Annotated in this window: 13 protein-coding genes; 2 read left to right on the top strand and 11 right to left on the bottom strand. The window is 70.0% G+C overall.

Annotated features, from left to right (window positions below; all coding sequences use genetic code 11):
• Positions 1–73: 73 nt before the first annotated feature.
• The 5 genes from ACYVBS_RS04355 to ACYVBS_RS04335 all read right to left on the bottom strand — a co-directional run bounded on the left by ACYVBS_RS04355 (position 74) and on the right by ACYVBS_RS04335 (position 5,849).
• Complete coding sequence (locus tag ACYVBS_RS04355) at positions 74–1,474, bottom strand: ammonium transporter (RefSeq protein WP_460822181.1); 1,401 nt, start codon at positions 1,472–1,474, stop codon at positions 74–76.
• A gap of 34 nt (positions 1,475–1,508) precedes the next feature.
• A complete protein-coding gene (locus tag ACYVBS_RS04350) occupies positions 1,509–1,847 on the bottom strand; it encodes a P-II family nitrogen regulator (RefSeq protein WP_036137985.1) in 339 nt (112 codons plus the stop codon).
• A gap of 158 nt (positions 1,848–2,005) precedes the next feature.
• Positions 2,006–2,818, bottom strand: coding sequence for a TorF family putative porin (locus ACYVBS_RS04345; RefSeq protein ID WP_460822025.1), 813 nt, complete (start codon positions 2,816–2,818; stop codon positions 2,006–2,008).
• Between the two features lie 223 nt (positions 2,819–3,041).
• Positions 3,042–4,451, bottom strand: a complete 1,410-nt coding sequence (gene glnA / locus ACYVBS_RS04340; protein WP_460822024.1) for a type I glutamate--ammonia ligase — start codon at positions 4,449–4,451, stop codon at positions 3,042–3,044.
• Positions 4,452–4,739: 288 nt separating this feature from the next.
• Positions 4,740–5,849, bottom strand: coding sequence for a YeiH family protein (locus ACYVBS_RS04335; RefSeq protein WP_460822023.1), 1,110 nt, complete (start codon positions 5,847–5,849; stop codon positions 4,740–4,742).
• Between the two features lie 96 nt (positions 5,850–5,945).
• On the opposite strand from ACYVBS_RS04335, the gene ACYVBS_RS04330 reads away from it, so the two are divergent.
• Together ACYVBS_RS04330 and ACYVBS_RS04325 are read left to right on the top strand one after the other, a co-directional pair.
• Positions 5,946–6,845 carry a LysR substrate-binding domain-containing protein gene (locus ACYVBS_RS04330; RefSeq protein ID WP_460822021.1) on the top strand — a complete coding sequence of 300 codons (900 nt, stop codon included), beginning with the start codon at positions 5,946–5,948 and terminating at the stop codon, positions 6,843–6,845.
• A gap of 96 nt (positions 6,846–6,941) precedes the next feature.
• On the top strand, positions 6,942–7,796 hold the full coding sequence (locus ACYVBS_RS04325; RefSeq protein WP_460822179.1) for an undecaprenyl-diphosphate phosphatase: 855 nt from the start codon (positions 6,942–6,944) through the stop codon (positions 7,794–7,796).
• Between the two features lie 93 nt (positions 7,797–7,889).
• Here ACYVBS_RS04325 and ACYVBS_RS04320 read toward each other — a convergent pair whose 3' ends face one another.
• The 6 genes from ACYVBS_RS04320 to ACYVBS_RS04295 all read right to left on the bottom strand — a co-directional run bounded on the left by ACYVBS_RS04320 (position 7,890) and on the right by ACYVBS_RS04295 (position 13,366).
• Positions 7,890–8,516, bottom strand: a complete 627-nt coding sequence (locus ACYVBS_RS04320) for a YbhB/YbcL family Raf kinase inhibitor-like protein (protein WP_460822019.1) — start codon at positions 8,514–8,516, stop codon at positions 7,890–7,892.
• Between the two features lie 80 nt (positions 8,517–8,596).
• Positions 8,597–10,669 (bottom strand): tetratricopeptide repeat protein, encoded by a 2,073-nt coding sequence (locus ACYVBS_RS04315; RefSeq protein WP_460822018.1) that lies wholly within the window; start codon positions 10,667–10,669, stop codon positions 8,597–8,599.
• A 57-nt stretch (positions 10,670–10,726) separates the two neighbouring features.
• The gene (locus ACYVBS_RS04310; protein ID WP_460822017.1) at positions 10,727–11,722 is read right to left on the bottom strand and encodes a YheT family hydrolase; all 996 of its coding nucleotides are present in this window, start codon (positions 11,720–11,722) and stop codon (positions 10,727–10,729) included.
• Between the two features lie 3 nt (positions 11,723–11,725).
• Positions 11,726–12,529 carry a lysophospholipid acyltransferase family protein gene (locus ACYVBS_RS04305; protein ID WP_460822016.1) on the bottom strand — a complete coding sequence of 268 codons (804 nt, stop codon included), beginning with the start codon at positions 12,527–12,529 and terminating at the stop codon, positions 11,726–11,728.
• 82 nt (positions 12,530–12,611) lie between these two features.
• Entirely contained in the window at positions 12,612–13,058 is a 447-nt protein-coding gene (locus ACYVBS_RS04300) for a hotdog fold thioesterase (RefSeq protein ID WP_460822014.1), read from the bottom strand.
• A 44-nt stretch (positions 13,059–13,102) separates the two neighbouring features.
• Positions 13,103–13,366: a hypothetical protein gene (locus tag ACYVBS_RS04295; RefSeq protein WP_460822013.1), complete on the bottom strand. Its 264-nt coding sequence runs from the start codon at positions 13,364–13,366 to the stop codon at positions 13,103–13,105.
• Between the last annotated feature and the right edge of the window lie 247 nt (positions 13,367–13,613).

Below are 13,613 nucleotides of genomic sequence, written 5' to 3'. Positions count from 1 at the left end.
GAAGCCCGGGCCCAAAGGCGAAAACGGGGGGAGGGTGAGCCCGTCTTCGTTGATCGATGCAGCCCTGGGTGGATCAGTTCTGATACGCGGATTCGCCGTGCGAGGTGATGTCCAGGCCTTCGCGTTCGGCCTCTTCCGGAACCCTCAGGCCCACCAGCACCTTGACGATGCCGAAGGCGAGCAACGACACCACGCCCGACCACACCACGGTGAGGCCGACGCCCAGCGCCTGCACGCCGACCTGGTGCGCGATGGAGAAGTCGGCTGCGCCGGTGCCACCCAGCGACGGCGCGGTGAACACGCCGGTCAGCAGCGCCCCCACGATCCCGCCCACGCCGTGCACACCGAATACGTCCAGCGAGTCGTCCGCGCTCAGCAGCCGCTTCAGTCCGGTCACGCCCCACACCCCGGCGATGCCGGCCACCGCGCCGATGGCAATCGCGCCCAGCGGCCCCACGGTGCCGCACGCCGGGGTGATGCCGACCAGGCCCGCGACCAAGCCCGAGGCCCCGCCGAGCATCGACGGCTTGCCCTTGTGCACCGCTTCCACCAGCGTCCACGCGATCGCCGCGGCGGCGGTGGCCACCAGCGTGTTGATGAAGGCCAGCGCCGCGCCCGAGGTCGCCTCAAGGTTGGAACCGGCGTTGAAGCCAAACCAGCCCACCCACAGCAGCGACGCGCCGATCATGGTGAAGGTCACGTTGTGCGGTTTGATCGCGTCACGCCCGTAGCCGGTGCGCTTGCCCACGAAGTACGCGCCGACCAGGCCGGCGATGCCAGCGTTGATGTGCACAACCGTGCCACCGGCGAAATCAATCGCGCCCTTGGCGAACAGGAACCCATCCGGCGCGTACCACACCATGTGCGCGATCGGCAGGTAGGCGAAGGTGAACCACAGCACCGAGAACAGCAGCACCGCGCGAAACTTGATGCGCTCGGCGAACGCGCCGACGATCAGCGCCCCGGTGATGCCGGCGAACGTCGCCTGGAACGCCACGAACACATACTCGGGGATCGACACGCCCGCGGTGAACGTCGCCGCCAGCGAATCCTTGGTGATGCCCAGCAGGAACACACGGTCCAGCGTGCCGATGAACGCGTTGCCGCCGGCGAACGCCAGCGAGTAGCCGTATGCCACCCACAGCAGCACGATCAACGAGAACACGGTCAGCACCTGCATCAGCACCGACAGCACGTTCTTGCTGCGGACCAGGCCGCCGTAGAACAGTGCCAAGCCCGGCACCACCATCATCAATACCAGCAGCGTGGAGGTCAGCATCCACGCCACGTCGCCCTTCTCCACCACCGGCGCGGCCGTGGAGGTGGCGGCCTGCGCCACCTCCACGGCGTCCTGCGCATGCGCCGGCAGCGATGCCGCCAGCGCACCCAGCACCGCCGCTCCCCAGACAGCGTGTGCCAGACGGTTGGTTGTTACGTGGCCGGCGGGCGTGGTTCGCACCACGGCCGGAGTCATTCTTTCGGTACTCGTCATCGTGCAATCCCCCGGTTCACAGCGCGTCTTCGTCGATCTCGCCCGTGCGGATGCGGATCGTGCGTTCGATGGAGGTGACAAAGATCTTGCCGTCACCGACCTTGCCGCTCTTCGCGGCGTTCTGTACCGCTTCCAGCGCCGCGTCGAGCATCGCGTCGGCGACCGCGCACTCCAGTTTCAGCTTGGGCAGGAAGTCGACGACGTACTCGGCGCCGCGGTACAGCTCGGTGTGGCCCTTCTGCCGGCCGAAGCCTTTGACTTCGGTGACGGTGATGCCGGACACGCCCACTTCGGCGAGTGCTTCGCGCACCTCGTCGAGCTTGAACGGCCGGATGATGGCGGTGATGAGCTTCATCGCTTGCCCCCTTGGAAGGTGTGGTCGAGTGCGTGGTACGTGGCCCTGTGCGCCCTGTCGACGGTTGCGTATGCCGGTGCCTGCGCCTCACGCAACCATGCGTGTGCGGTTGCGCATTGCTCGACTGGCCAGAGAAAGTGATCGCGAGTGCGCATGCGTCAGAACCCCTTGCTGACCGACAACGCCACCGTGCTGCCGGCGATGTCGTTGCCATAGGCGTTGGTGTAGAGCGCCTCGTTGGCATCGGTGTCGGTGTAGGCCAGGCCCAGCGCAAAACCGTTGTCGAAGGCCTTGCTCACGCCCAGCTTCCAGTCGGTGTACTCGTAGGCCTCGTTGCCTTCGATCCACTGCTTGCCGCCGTGCGCGGCCAGCGACCAGCCACCGCCCAGTGCGTAGGTTGCGTTGACGTCGAGGTAGCCGCTGCCGTCGGAGTCGACGTAGCCGAACAGGTCGGTGACCGCATGCGAATACTTGGCGCCCAGCGACAGCGCGTCGGTCGCGGCCACGGTCAGGCCGGCGTAGACCTCGCCGGTGTCGGGGCTGTTGAAGCCGGCCGGATAGTCGCCCGGATACCAGTAATACAGCGCGCCGACGTCATAGCTGACGCGTTCGCCCAGCTTGCCGCGGTAGCCGGCGTAGGCGTCCAGCTCCAGGCTGTTGGAGACGGAGACGCCGGCGGCGCTGTAGTCCGACAGCCAGCTGACGTTGCTGCCCCAGGTGCCGGCGTAGACGCCGCTGTCGGCGGCGTATTCCACGCCCGCCTGCACGGCCGGATCGCCGTTGGTCTGCGACACGCCGCGGAAGACGTAATCGCTGGTCAGCGCGGCCGAGCCGGACACACCGGCGTGCACGGGTGCCATCCCCATGGCAGCGAACACGATGGCGGCAACGCGAGTGGCACGGGCGTTCTTGCTGCCGAAGGCAGCGAGACGCGAACGGATGGAACGGGACGTCGTGTTGCGAGACTTCATGAACCAGGCTCCTCGGAAGGCCCTCCCTGGTTATGCACTCGGTGTGGCGTATTACGTTTTTCCGGCACGAGTCTCCCCGCGCCGCGCCCGTGCGCGCCTGCTCAGGCAGGTCGCGCCGGGGTGCAGCTTGTTGTGTGGTGCTGGGTGAAGCGGTGCCGCTGTCGCTACGGCGTGCGGCGTCCTGCCGCGCCGCGCCCCACGGGGAGGCGCGGCGTCAGTCGCGTCAGATCGTGTAGTACAGCTGGTATTCCAGCGGGTGCACCGCGGCGCGGAACTGCTGCACTTCCTTCATCTTCAGGCCGATGTAGGCATCGATGAAGTCGTTGGTGAACACGCCGCCGGCGGTGAGGAACTCGCGGTCCTTGTCCAGCGCGTCCAGCGCCTGGTCCAGCGAGTGGCACACGGTCGGGATGTTCTTCTCTTCTTCCGGCGGCAGGTCGTACAGGTCCTTGTCGCTCGGCGCACCCGGGTCGATCTGGTTACGGATGCCGTCCAGGCCGGCCATCATCAGCGCGGCAAAGGTCAGGTAGCCGGAGTTCACCGGATCCGGGAAGCGGAACTCGATGCGGCGTGCCTTCGGGTTGGCCACGTACGGGATGCGGCACGAGGCGGAGCGGTTGGAGGCCGAGTAGGCCAGCATCACCGGCGCTTCGTAGCCTGGCACCAGGCGCTTGTACGAGTTGGTGGCCGAGTTGGCGAACGCGTTGATCGCACGCGCATGCTTGAACACGCCGCCGATGTACCACAGCGCCATCTGCGACAGGCCGCCGTAGCCGTCACCGTTGAACAGGTTGACGCCGCCCTTGGCCAGCGACTGGTGCACGTGCATGCCGCTGCCGTTGTCGCCGACCAGCGGCTTGGGCATGAAGGTCGCGGTCTTGCCGTTGCGGTAGGCGACGTTCTTGACGATGTACTTGAGCATCTGCAGCTCGTCGGCCTTGCGGGTCAGCGAGCTGAACTTGGTGCCGATTTCGCACTGGCCGGCGTTGGCCACTTCGTGGTGGTGCACCTCGACCTCGATGCCGACAGCTTCGAGCGTCTTGCACATCTCGGCGCGGATGTCGTGCAGCGTGTCCAGCGGGGCCACCGGGAAGTAGCCGCCCTTCACGCCCGGACGGTAGCCGGTGTTGCCGCCTTCGTACTCACGGCCCGAGTTCCACGCCGCCTCTTCCGAGTCCACGTGGAAGAAGGTGTGGCCCATGTCGTTGGCGTAGCGCACGCTGTCGAAGATGAAGAACTCCGGCTCCGGGCCGAAGAACGCCTGCTCGGCGATGCCGCTGGACTTGAGGAACGACTCGGCGCGCTTGGCGATGCCGCGCGGGTCACGCTCGTAGGCCTGCATGGTGGTCGGGTCGAGCACGTCACAGGTCAGCACCAGCGTTGGGTCGGCGGTGAACGGGTCCAGGAACGCGGTGCCGGCGTCGGGCAGCAGCACCATGTCCGACTGGTGGATGCCGCGCCAGCCGCCGATCGAGCTGCCGTCGAACATCTTGCCGTCCTCGAACAGGCTCGGCTCCACCACCGACTTCGGGAAGGTCACGTGGTGCCACACACCGCGCATGTCGGTGAAACGCAGGTCGATGAATTCGACCTTGTGGTCCTTGATCAGCTTTTCGACGTTTTCGAACGACATGGGGTGGCCTCGGCTGGGGATCGGATGTCAGGGCCGCATTAGGCGGCTCACGTGGAATAGAGCAAGGGGCGTGCCAAACACTCCAAAAACGCAAGTCTTTGATTTTGCGTTATCGCTCGACTGCGCTGCAGGCAACGATGCACCACGGTGGCGCGACAAATGCCACTTGCACCAAGTTGGTGGCGCCGAACCGAGGCGCCCCGAGAGTGTAGGAGACGCGCAGGACCCCGATTCGGCCGTGCGTCGGACAAGCCGCTGGCAGACGCCCGAGGTCGCGACGAAGCCGTCTCAGCCACCCCAGGCGACTGCGGCCTGCACCAGCAGCCGCCCGCCCAGCAGCAGCACCGCGAACAGCACTGCCGCCAGCAGCAGCGGCCGGGGGCCGGCCTGGCGCACTGCGCCCAGGTGGGTGCGCAGGCCCAGGGCGGCCATCGCCATCGCCAGCAGGGCGGTGTCCAGCTCGACCAGGGCCGCCACCAGCGCGGGAGGCAGCCATTGCAGCGAGTTCAGCGCCGCCACCGCGATGAAGGCCACCGCGAACCACGGCGGCGCGAACCGCAGGCGCCCGCCTCCGCTCACGCCCGACTGCAGGCGCAGCGACAACAGCATCAGGAACGGCGCCAGCAGCATCACCCGCAGCATCTTTTCGATGACTGCCACGGCGGCGGCCTGCTCGCCGACCGCGCGCCCGGCGACCACGACCTGCGCCACCTCATGCACGGTCGCGCCGACATACAGCCCGTAATGGTGCGCATCCAGCCCCAGCCGCGGGTACAGCCACGGGTAGGCGAACATCGCGAGGGTGCCAAACACCACCACCGTGGCCACCGCCACGGAGACCTTGTGCGCCTGCGCGCGCACCACCGGTTCGGTGGCCAGCACTGCGGCCGCGCCGCAGATGGCACTGCCGGCGCCGATCAGCATGGAGGTCTCGCGGTCCAGGCGGAACACGCGCGTGCCCAGCCACGTGCCCAGCGTGAACACCGTGGCCACCACCACCACCGCCATCGCGATGCCCGGCCAGCCCACCGAGGCGATGTCCTGGAAGGTGACTCGGAAGCCGTACAGCACGATGCCCAGCCGCAACAGCGTGCTGCGGGCAAAGTCCACGCCGCTGGCGGTGTGCGGCGCCACTTTCGGAAATGCGGTATTGCCCAACGCGATGCCCAGCACGATCGCCAGCGTGAGCGCGCTCAGGCCCGCCCCCTGCAGCGCCGGCACGCGCGCCAGCCCCATCGCGAGCGCGGCGACCGCAGCGGCCAGCAGCAGGCCGGGCGCAAACCCCGGACGGCGCCAGAGCGGACCGGCATCGCCGCCATGCGCTGGCGTAGCGGCGGTCGGGGCCGATGTGGGTGTGGATCCGGCAGACGGGGCAACAGGCGGGAGGGTGGAGGACATGACCGGGGCGGGCGTCGGGACCGCCGCGCAGGCTAGGCCAGTCCGCCTTATGAATCCAATGCATATACTTCCAACGAATATGAATTTGACTCATGCATGGCGACGCACCTGAACCTGCACCTGCTGCGCCTGTTCGCGGGCGTGGTCGAACACCGCGGTTTCTCACGCGCGGCGGACGCGCTGTTCGTCACCCAGTCGGCGGTGTCCAAAGGCGTGCGCGAGCTGGAGCGCCAGCTGGACCTCGCCCTGCTCGACCGCAGCGGCACGGACGGCGGTCGCCGCGGCGTACGCCTGACCGATGCCGGCGAGGCGCTGTACCGGCACGCACGCGCGCTGTTCGCAATGGAGAAGGCGGCGCTGGAGGACGTGCGTGACCGCGTCGGCCTGCAGCGCGGCCGGCTGCGCATCGGGGCCAGCACCACGGTGGCGGGCTACTGGCTGCCGCCGGCCGTGGTGCGCTTTGCCGACGCGCACCCCGCGATCGCCCTGACCCTGCAGGTGGGCAACACCGCCGGCGTGGCGGAGGCGGTCGCCACGGGCACGCTGGACGTGGGGTTCGTGGAAGGGGTGGTGGACGACACCCGCTTGCGCACCGAGCGCTGGCGCGAGGAACCACTGCAGCTGGTCACGGCCGCCGACGACCCGTTGGCCGAGCTCAAGCGTCCAGGCTCCGCCACGCTGTCGGCGCGCACCTGGCTGCTGCGCGAGCCGGGTTCCGGCACGCGCCAGGTGGCGCAGGCCTGGTTGCAGGCTGAGGGCGTCACGCCGCGGCGCACGCTGGAGGTGGGCAGCAACGAGGCCATCGCCCGCGCGGTGGCCGAAGGCGCCGGGCTGGCCATCCTGCCCGCGGCGGTCGTCGCCGATCCGCTGGCCGCCGGGCGCCTGCGGGCGCTGGCCGCGCCGGGCAAGCGCACGTTGGTGCGGCCCCTGTTCCGGCTGGAGTTGGCGCAACGGCCGCGACCGCCGGCGTTGGAGGCATTCCTCACGCTGCTGTAGCGATTGCGCCTTGCAGCGGCGGAGCGCGGAACCTTGGGCACCGGCGTCTTGCGGCGCATCGGCTATGCTGGCCCACCCGTGTTTTCCCCCACCCGCATGACCGACCTGCTCGCCGCGCTGCTGCTCGGCATCATCGAAGGCATCACCGAGTTCCTGCCGATCTCCAGCACCGGCCACCTGCTCATCGCCCAACATTGGCTGGGCGCGCGCAGCGACCTGTTCAACATCGCGATCCAGGCCGGCGCGATCCTCGCGGTGGTGCTGATCTACTGGAAGCGGCTGTGGGGCATGGCGGTCGCCTTCGTGGGCTACGACGCGCCGGCGCCGTACGACCCGCTCGGCGTCACCTCCTCGCCGGCGCAATCGCGCGACTACGCCTTCAAGCTGCTCGCCGCCTTCGCGGTAACCGCGGTGGGCGGCCTGCTGGTGAAGAAGCTGGGTTGGCACCTACCCGACACCGTGCAACCCATCGCCTGGGCCCTGATCATCGGCGCGGTGTGGATGGTGCTGGCCGAACAGCTCGCCGCCAGGCGCGCCGAACGCGACGGCGAGCGCACATCCATCGCTTGGACCACCGCGATCCTGGTCGGCGTGGCCCAAGTGGTGGCCGGGGTGTTTCCGGGCACATCACGCTCGGCGGCCACCATCTTCGTCGCGCTGCTGGCGGGCACGACCAGCCGCGCGGCGGCCACCGAATTCGCGTTCGTGGTCGGCATTCCCACCATGTTCGCCGCCACGGGCTACGAGGTGCTGGCGATGATGCGCGATGGCGGCTTCGGCCAGGAGAACTGGACCGAACTCGGCGTGGCGTTCGTGGCGTCGGCGGTGACGGCGTTCGTGGCGGTGAAGTGGCTGCTGCACTACATCCAGTCGCACCGCTTCACCGCGTTCGCGGTGTACCGGGTGCTGCTGGGCGTGGCGCTGCTGGCCTTCCTCCCGGCCGGCGACTGAGGTAGCCCATCGCGCGCCGGCGTCGCGATCACAACGATGCTGCTGCGGAACGCGTTCTCCGGCGGCACGCGCCGCCGCGCGGCGGAATGACTGTCAGTCCTTGACCGCCGGGTTGAGCGAGTAGGTGCCGTAGATCGCGGCCTCCGCCAGCACGTGGCCGTGCATCGCCGCTTGCACGTCGTTGGCCGTGAAGCGGTCGGGCAACGGCAGCGTGGCCACGTCCAGCGCGAAGACGCGGAAGAAGTAGCGGTGCAGGCGCAGGTCGTTGGGCGGCGGGAACGGGCCGTCGTAGCCGCACCAGTCGCCGGCCATGTCGGCATCGCCGGCAAACCAGCCGGTGTAGTCGTTCAAACCCTGCCGGCTGCCGGCGGGGCCGGCCGGGCCGGCCTTGCCGTGCGGCACCACGCCGTCGCTGCAGGCACCGGCGGCAATCTCGCGCACTTCGGCGGGGATGTCCGCCATCACCCAGTGGACGAAGTCGCAGCGCGGCTGCTCGCTCGGGATCTGCACGTCCGCACGGCCGACCATCTCTGGCACCGTGGGCACGTCCGGATCGATGCACAGCAGCACGAACGAGCGCGTGCCGTCCGGCACTTCGTCCCACGCCAAGTGCGGATTGCGGTTGGGCGCGAAACCGAAGCCGTCGGCGGTGGGCTGCCCGGCGGCGAACTCGGCCGGCAGGCGCTGCCGGTGCTGGAAGCTGCTGCTGTGGATGCGCATCGTGGTCTCCAGGCGGAACGAGGATCGGAATCCGGCACGGGGGGCGTGGCCTCCGGGGAAGCCACGCCGCGCGGTGTTGCTCAGTCGGCGTAGCCCAGGCGCTTGGCCACCGGCGTCAGCAGTGCGAACGCCTCGGCCAGCGGCTCGGCATAGGTGCGCCAGTGGCCTGCGGCGAAATGCGCCGGCTGCAGCGCCGACACGGGCGGGACTCGGATCTGATTGTTCAGCGCGTCCGCCATCGCCTGGGCGAGGCCTTCGGCGTCCTCGGCAATCGCGTCGAGCTTGACCAGGCGGTGCGGGAACAGGTCCTGCTCGTGCAGGTAGGCCACCTGGCCCAGCACCTGCGCCAGCCAGCGGGCGCCCGCGACCGGCGAGTCGAGCCGGTACGGCACCGGCGCGCCGAACGCGAGCCAGTCCAGCAGCATGTCGCGCGGATCGCGCAGCGCCACCATCAGCAGGGCCTCGGGCATGTGCGGACGCAGTGCGGTCAACAGCGCGTTGTCCCACCACAGCAGCCAGTCGAAGGCGTTGCCGTCCTGCGCGCCACGGGCCGGAAGCAATTCACGCCATTGCGCGACCAGCGCCTCGGCCTGCGCATCGTCCTCACCCACCGCCAACTGCTCGATGGTCGGGTAACGCTGCAGGAAGTCGTTAGGCGGGTTCGCGCCCAGCCGGTCGCTCAGCAGCGGCGCGCCACTGAACTGGAAGGTCGCGGCCACGCGCTCCACGAGGCTGCCCGGGGCACCCCACAACAGCAGGACGGCCTTGGCATCCTCCGGAAGCGGTGCCAACTCCGGCCAATCGCTGCGCGACGGGCTCACCGGCGGGTACGGCAGGCGCTGCTCGTTCACCTCGGCATGCAGCTCCTCCCACGTCGCCACGGCGGCGGCGTGCTGACCGGCCGCGTCGTAGGCGCGACCCAGCAACTGGCGCAGGCCGCGCTTCACGTTCGGGTCGGGCGCGCGGACGATGAGGTTGTCCACGTGCGTGATCGCCGCCTCCGGGTCGGTGCGCAGCAGCGATTCGACCACGCGCAACTCGGCGCCGGTGTGGCCCGGGTCCAGTTCGGTGATGCGACGCGCGATGGCGTCGGCCTGCTCGGTGGCGCCCACCGCATCCTCAATGGCCCACTGCGCCATCAGCGGCGGCAGCGTGTCGGGCATGGCCTCCAGCCAGCGGGCGACCACCGCGCGCGCCTCGTCGCCGGCAAACGGTTCGAACACCAGGCGCGCGTGCCACAGCGCCGGCTCGGCCGGATGCGCCTGCAGCGCCGCGTCGAGCACGCTGCGTGCTTCCTCGGCCTGGTCCTCGCGGCGCCACACTTCCACCAGCGGCCCGATGTTGCCGCGGTCGGTGGGCGCCAAGTCGAAGGCACGGCGCAGCAGTTCGCGTGCGCGCTCGGCACGGCCGCCGTCGTATTCCAGCATGCCGACCGTGCGCAGCAGTGCGGCGGTGGGCTCGCCTTCCAGCAACGGGGCGAGCAGGTCGGCGGCATCGGCCGCACGGCCCTGGCGACGCGCCAGGTTGGCCACCAGCATGCGCGTGGCGCGCGATTCCGGACGCGCGTCGAGCAGCGAGCGGAACGCCTGTTCGGCGAATGCGAAGTGGCCCTTGGCCATGTAGGCAAAGCCCAGCGCATGGCGCACCTGCTGGTCCTCCGGCGCACGCTCGGCGGCACGGGCCAGCGTCGCCAGCGCACCGTCGGCATCGCCGCGACGCAGCGCCACGGTGCCCAGGATCGTCGCCACGTGCGGGTGCTCCGGCGCGATGCGCGCGGCCACGCGGGCCACGCGTTCGGCTTCGTCGAGGTCGCCGCGCGCGATGGCCAGCTGGCCCTGCACGATGTAGGCGGGGAACTGGTTGGGGTCCAGGCCGATGGTGCGCGCAAGCGCGGCCTGCGCCTCGTCGACCTGGCGCTCGTCCAGCAGCAGGCCGGCGTGCACCAGGTGCAGCTCGGCGTCGTCCGGGGCCAGCTCGATCGCGCGTTCGATCGCGGCGACGGCGGCGTCACGCTCACCGGCGCTGCGCAGCGCGGTCGCCAGCAGGCGCTGCGCGATGGCGTCCTGCGGATTGGCGGCTACGGCCTCGTGGGCGGCGGTCACGGCTGCCGCGGCGTCACCGCTGCGCAGGGCCTGGAGAATGGTTTCGTACATGGACGGCCTGGATACGGGGCAAACCCGCATTGTAGCCGCAGGCGCGGGGGCTGCCGTTCAGTCGCCCGACACCCCGGCCAGCAGCTGCGCGGCGATCCAGCGTTCGGCAAACCCTTCCAGCCGCCCGTCCTCGACGAACCCGCAATGCCCGCCCCACGGCGAGATCTCGATCCGCGCGCTGGCCGGCAATTGCAGCCGGTGGAAGTCGGCGACGGGGATCACCGGGTCGTCGGCGGCCATCAGGATCCGCGCCGGCACCGGCAGGCCGGCCAGGCGGTCGCCGGCGATGCAGTAGCCGTCAAAGTAGCGGTCCAGGTCGCCGAACTCGGTCTGGCGCTGCACCAGCCAGCCGGTCAGCGCGCGCATGTCCATGTGCAGCACGTCGTCACTGAAATCGTGCAACTGCGGGAACAGTTCGCGCTTGCGCGCCAGCGACGCCGTCCACTTGCGCTGAAAGTACCAGCGGTAGACCGGCAGGCCCTGCTCCATCCTGTCCATGGTGCGGGCCGGGTCCAGCACCGGGCACACCACCGCCACCCGCTGCAGCGGCACCCCGGCCGCATGCGCGCGCTGGGCCAGCCGCAGGGTGAAGTTGCCGCCCAGCGAATAGCCCGCCGCCACCATCGGCCGCGCCGGGAAGTGCCGCGCCAGCTCCGCCGCCGCGCGCACCACCTCGTCGATGCGGTTGGAGTGGAAGATGCCTTCGTTGAGGTGGTGGGTGCCGCCGTGGTCGCGGAAGTTGAGGCGAAATACCTCGAAGCCCGCCTCCAGCAGGTGGGCCGCCGTGTGGCGCATGTAGCTGGACTCGGCGCTGCCCTCCCAGCCGTGCAACAGCAGAGCCAGGCCGCGGGAGGCGCGCCCCGGCACCACGCTGTGCAGGCCCAGCAGGCGCACGCCGTCGCCGGCGTCGATCAGGTGTTCGCGGGTCTGCGCGCCGGTGGCCAGCAAGCGCTGCTCACCCAGCACCTGGCGCCAGCGGTTGGAGCCCAGCAGCGACTGTACGTGCCCGCTGCGGGCCCACCACACTGGACGGTAGTCCGCGGCCGACAGCATCGCTCAGCCCGCCATGGCCTCGACGATGCGCTGGCGCGCGGTCTCGGCGATGCGGCGGCGGCCTTCGGCTTCACCCGCGACGATCGGCTCGAGGAAGTGCACTTCGGCCACCCGCGCGGGTTCGCCCAGCAGGCGCAGGAAGTTGCCCATGAAGTGCTCGCGCGGCGCAAAGGCCACGGTGCGCTGCGCACTGCCGCCTTCGCCGTAGATCAGCGCCACCGGTTGCACCGGCGCGCCGGCCTCGACCGCGGCCAGGAAGATGCGCGCATGGAACGGGCCGATTTCGCCGCCGCCGCGGGTGCCGCCTTCGGGGAACACGCCCACTGCATGGCCGTCGCGCAGCCGCGCCAGCATCTCGTGCAGCACCCCGCCCAGCGACTCGGCGTTGCCGCGGTGGTGGAAGATGGTCTGCCCGCGCGCGGCCAGCCAGCCGACCACCGGCCAGCGCTCGATCTCGCGCTTGGCGACGAACCCCATCATGCGCTGGCTGTGCATGGTGATGATGTCGATCCAGCTGACGTGGTTGGCCACGAACATCACCCCCCCTCGCAGCGGCTCGCCCACTCGGCGCAGGCGAAAACCGAACACCCGCAGCAACCCGGCTGACCACCACCGCACGGCCAGATGGTCGATGCGTTGGCCGCGCAGCTCGACCGCACCAATGCCGGGCAGCATGGCCAGCAACGTGAGCGGCAGGTCAACGAACAGGTGCCACAGTAACAACGGCACGCGGTAGGCATAACGGACCGCGCGCGCCAGCGGCGCAGTGGGCGCCGGCGCGCCGATGGGGGAAGTCGGCGCATTCATCAGGGAAACGATACCGAAGCGCCGACGGCGTCACCAGCGGCGCCACGACACCGCACCGGCGCGTATGTCGCGGCGCGCGTGCTCAGGCGCGCGGCACCACGGCCAGCGTGAGGCGCGAGATGCAGACCGGGCGGCCCTGCTCGTCTTCGATGCGGATTTCCCACACCTGGGTGCTGCGGCCCACGTGCAACGGCCGCGCGGTGCCGGTCACGACGCCGTCGCGGGCGGCGCGCAGGTGGTTGGCGTTGATTTCGATGCCGACGCAGATGCGGTCGTCGGGCACGCACAGGTTGCCGGCACTGCTGCCCAGCGTCTCGGCCAGAAGCACGGAGGACCCGCCGTGCAACAGCCCATAGGGCTGGCGGGTGCGGGCGTCCACCGGCATGGTGGCGGTGATGTGGTCGGGGCCTGCGTCGGTGAAGACGATCCCCAGGGTTTCGATGGCCGTGCCGCGGGACAGCGCGTTGAGCGCGTCGAGGTCGGGCGGGCGGCGGAACGGCGAGGGCGGGAGGTGGTGGGGGCGATCCATGCCCCCACGATAACGGACCCCTTTCCCCTCAGGCGAGCCCGTGGTCAGGCAACGCGGAAGTGCGGCTGGTTCCAGGCCGGGGTGTAACGGCCCTGGGAGGCGTAGCCGCTGCTGTTGCCGTAGCCGACGCCGAAGTCGCGGGCGCGGTGCAGGTGGCGGATCGGGGTGACGTTGCTGGCGGCGACGTCGGCGGCCTCGCGGCGGTCGGCGGTGCGGCGCTCGGCTGACATGCGGCGTTCGACGAGGCGGCGTTCGGCGTTGCGGCGGTCTTCGGCGCGGCGGGCGGCGGCGGAGAGAGTGGCGTTCATGGCGGGGTCCTTTGGGCTGGGGTGTGCTCTGGTGTGTTGGTAAAGTACAACACCAGACCAATTCCGCCATGGGCCGGAAGTCACCCCACCGAAGACCTACTCGAAGGCGGGGGCGCACACTGCGGAATCAAGGACTTGGATCGCCCCAAGGGACGATTGGTTGCCATGACTGATGACAGGGGTAGGCCTCGGCGCGGGCCGGGGAGCCGCCTCGCCCACGACCGGTGAGGCCGGGCCCGGCCCGGCC

It is taken from the genome of Lysobacter olei (genome assembly GCF_054777355.1).
The sequence above is the reverse complement of the archived record's forward strand: the minus strand, read 5'-3'. Positions and strand labels throughout refer to the sequence as shown.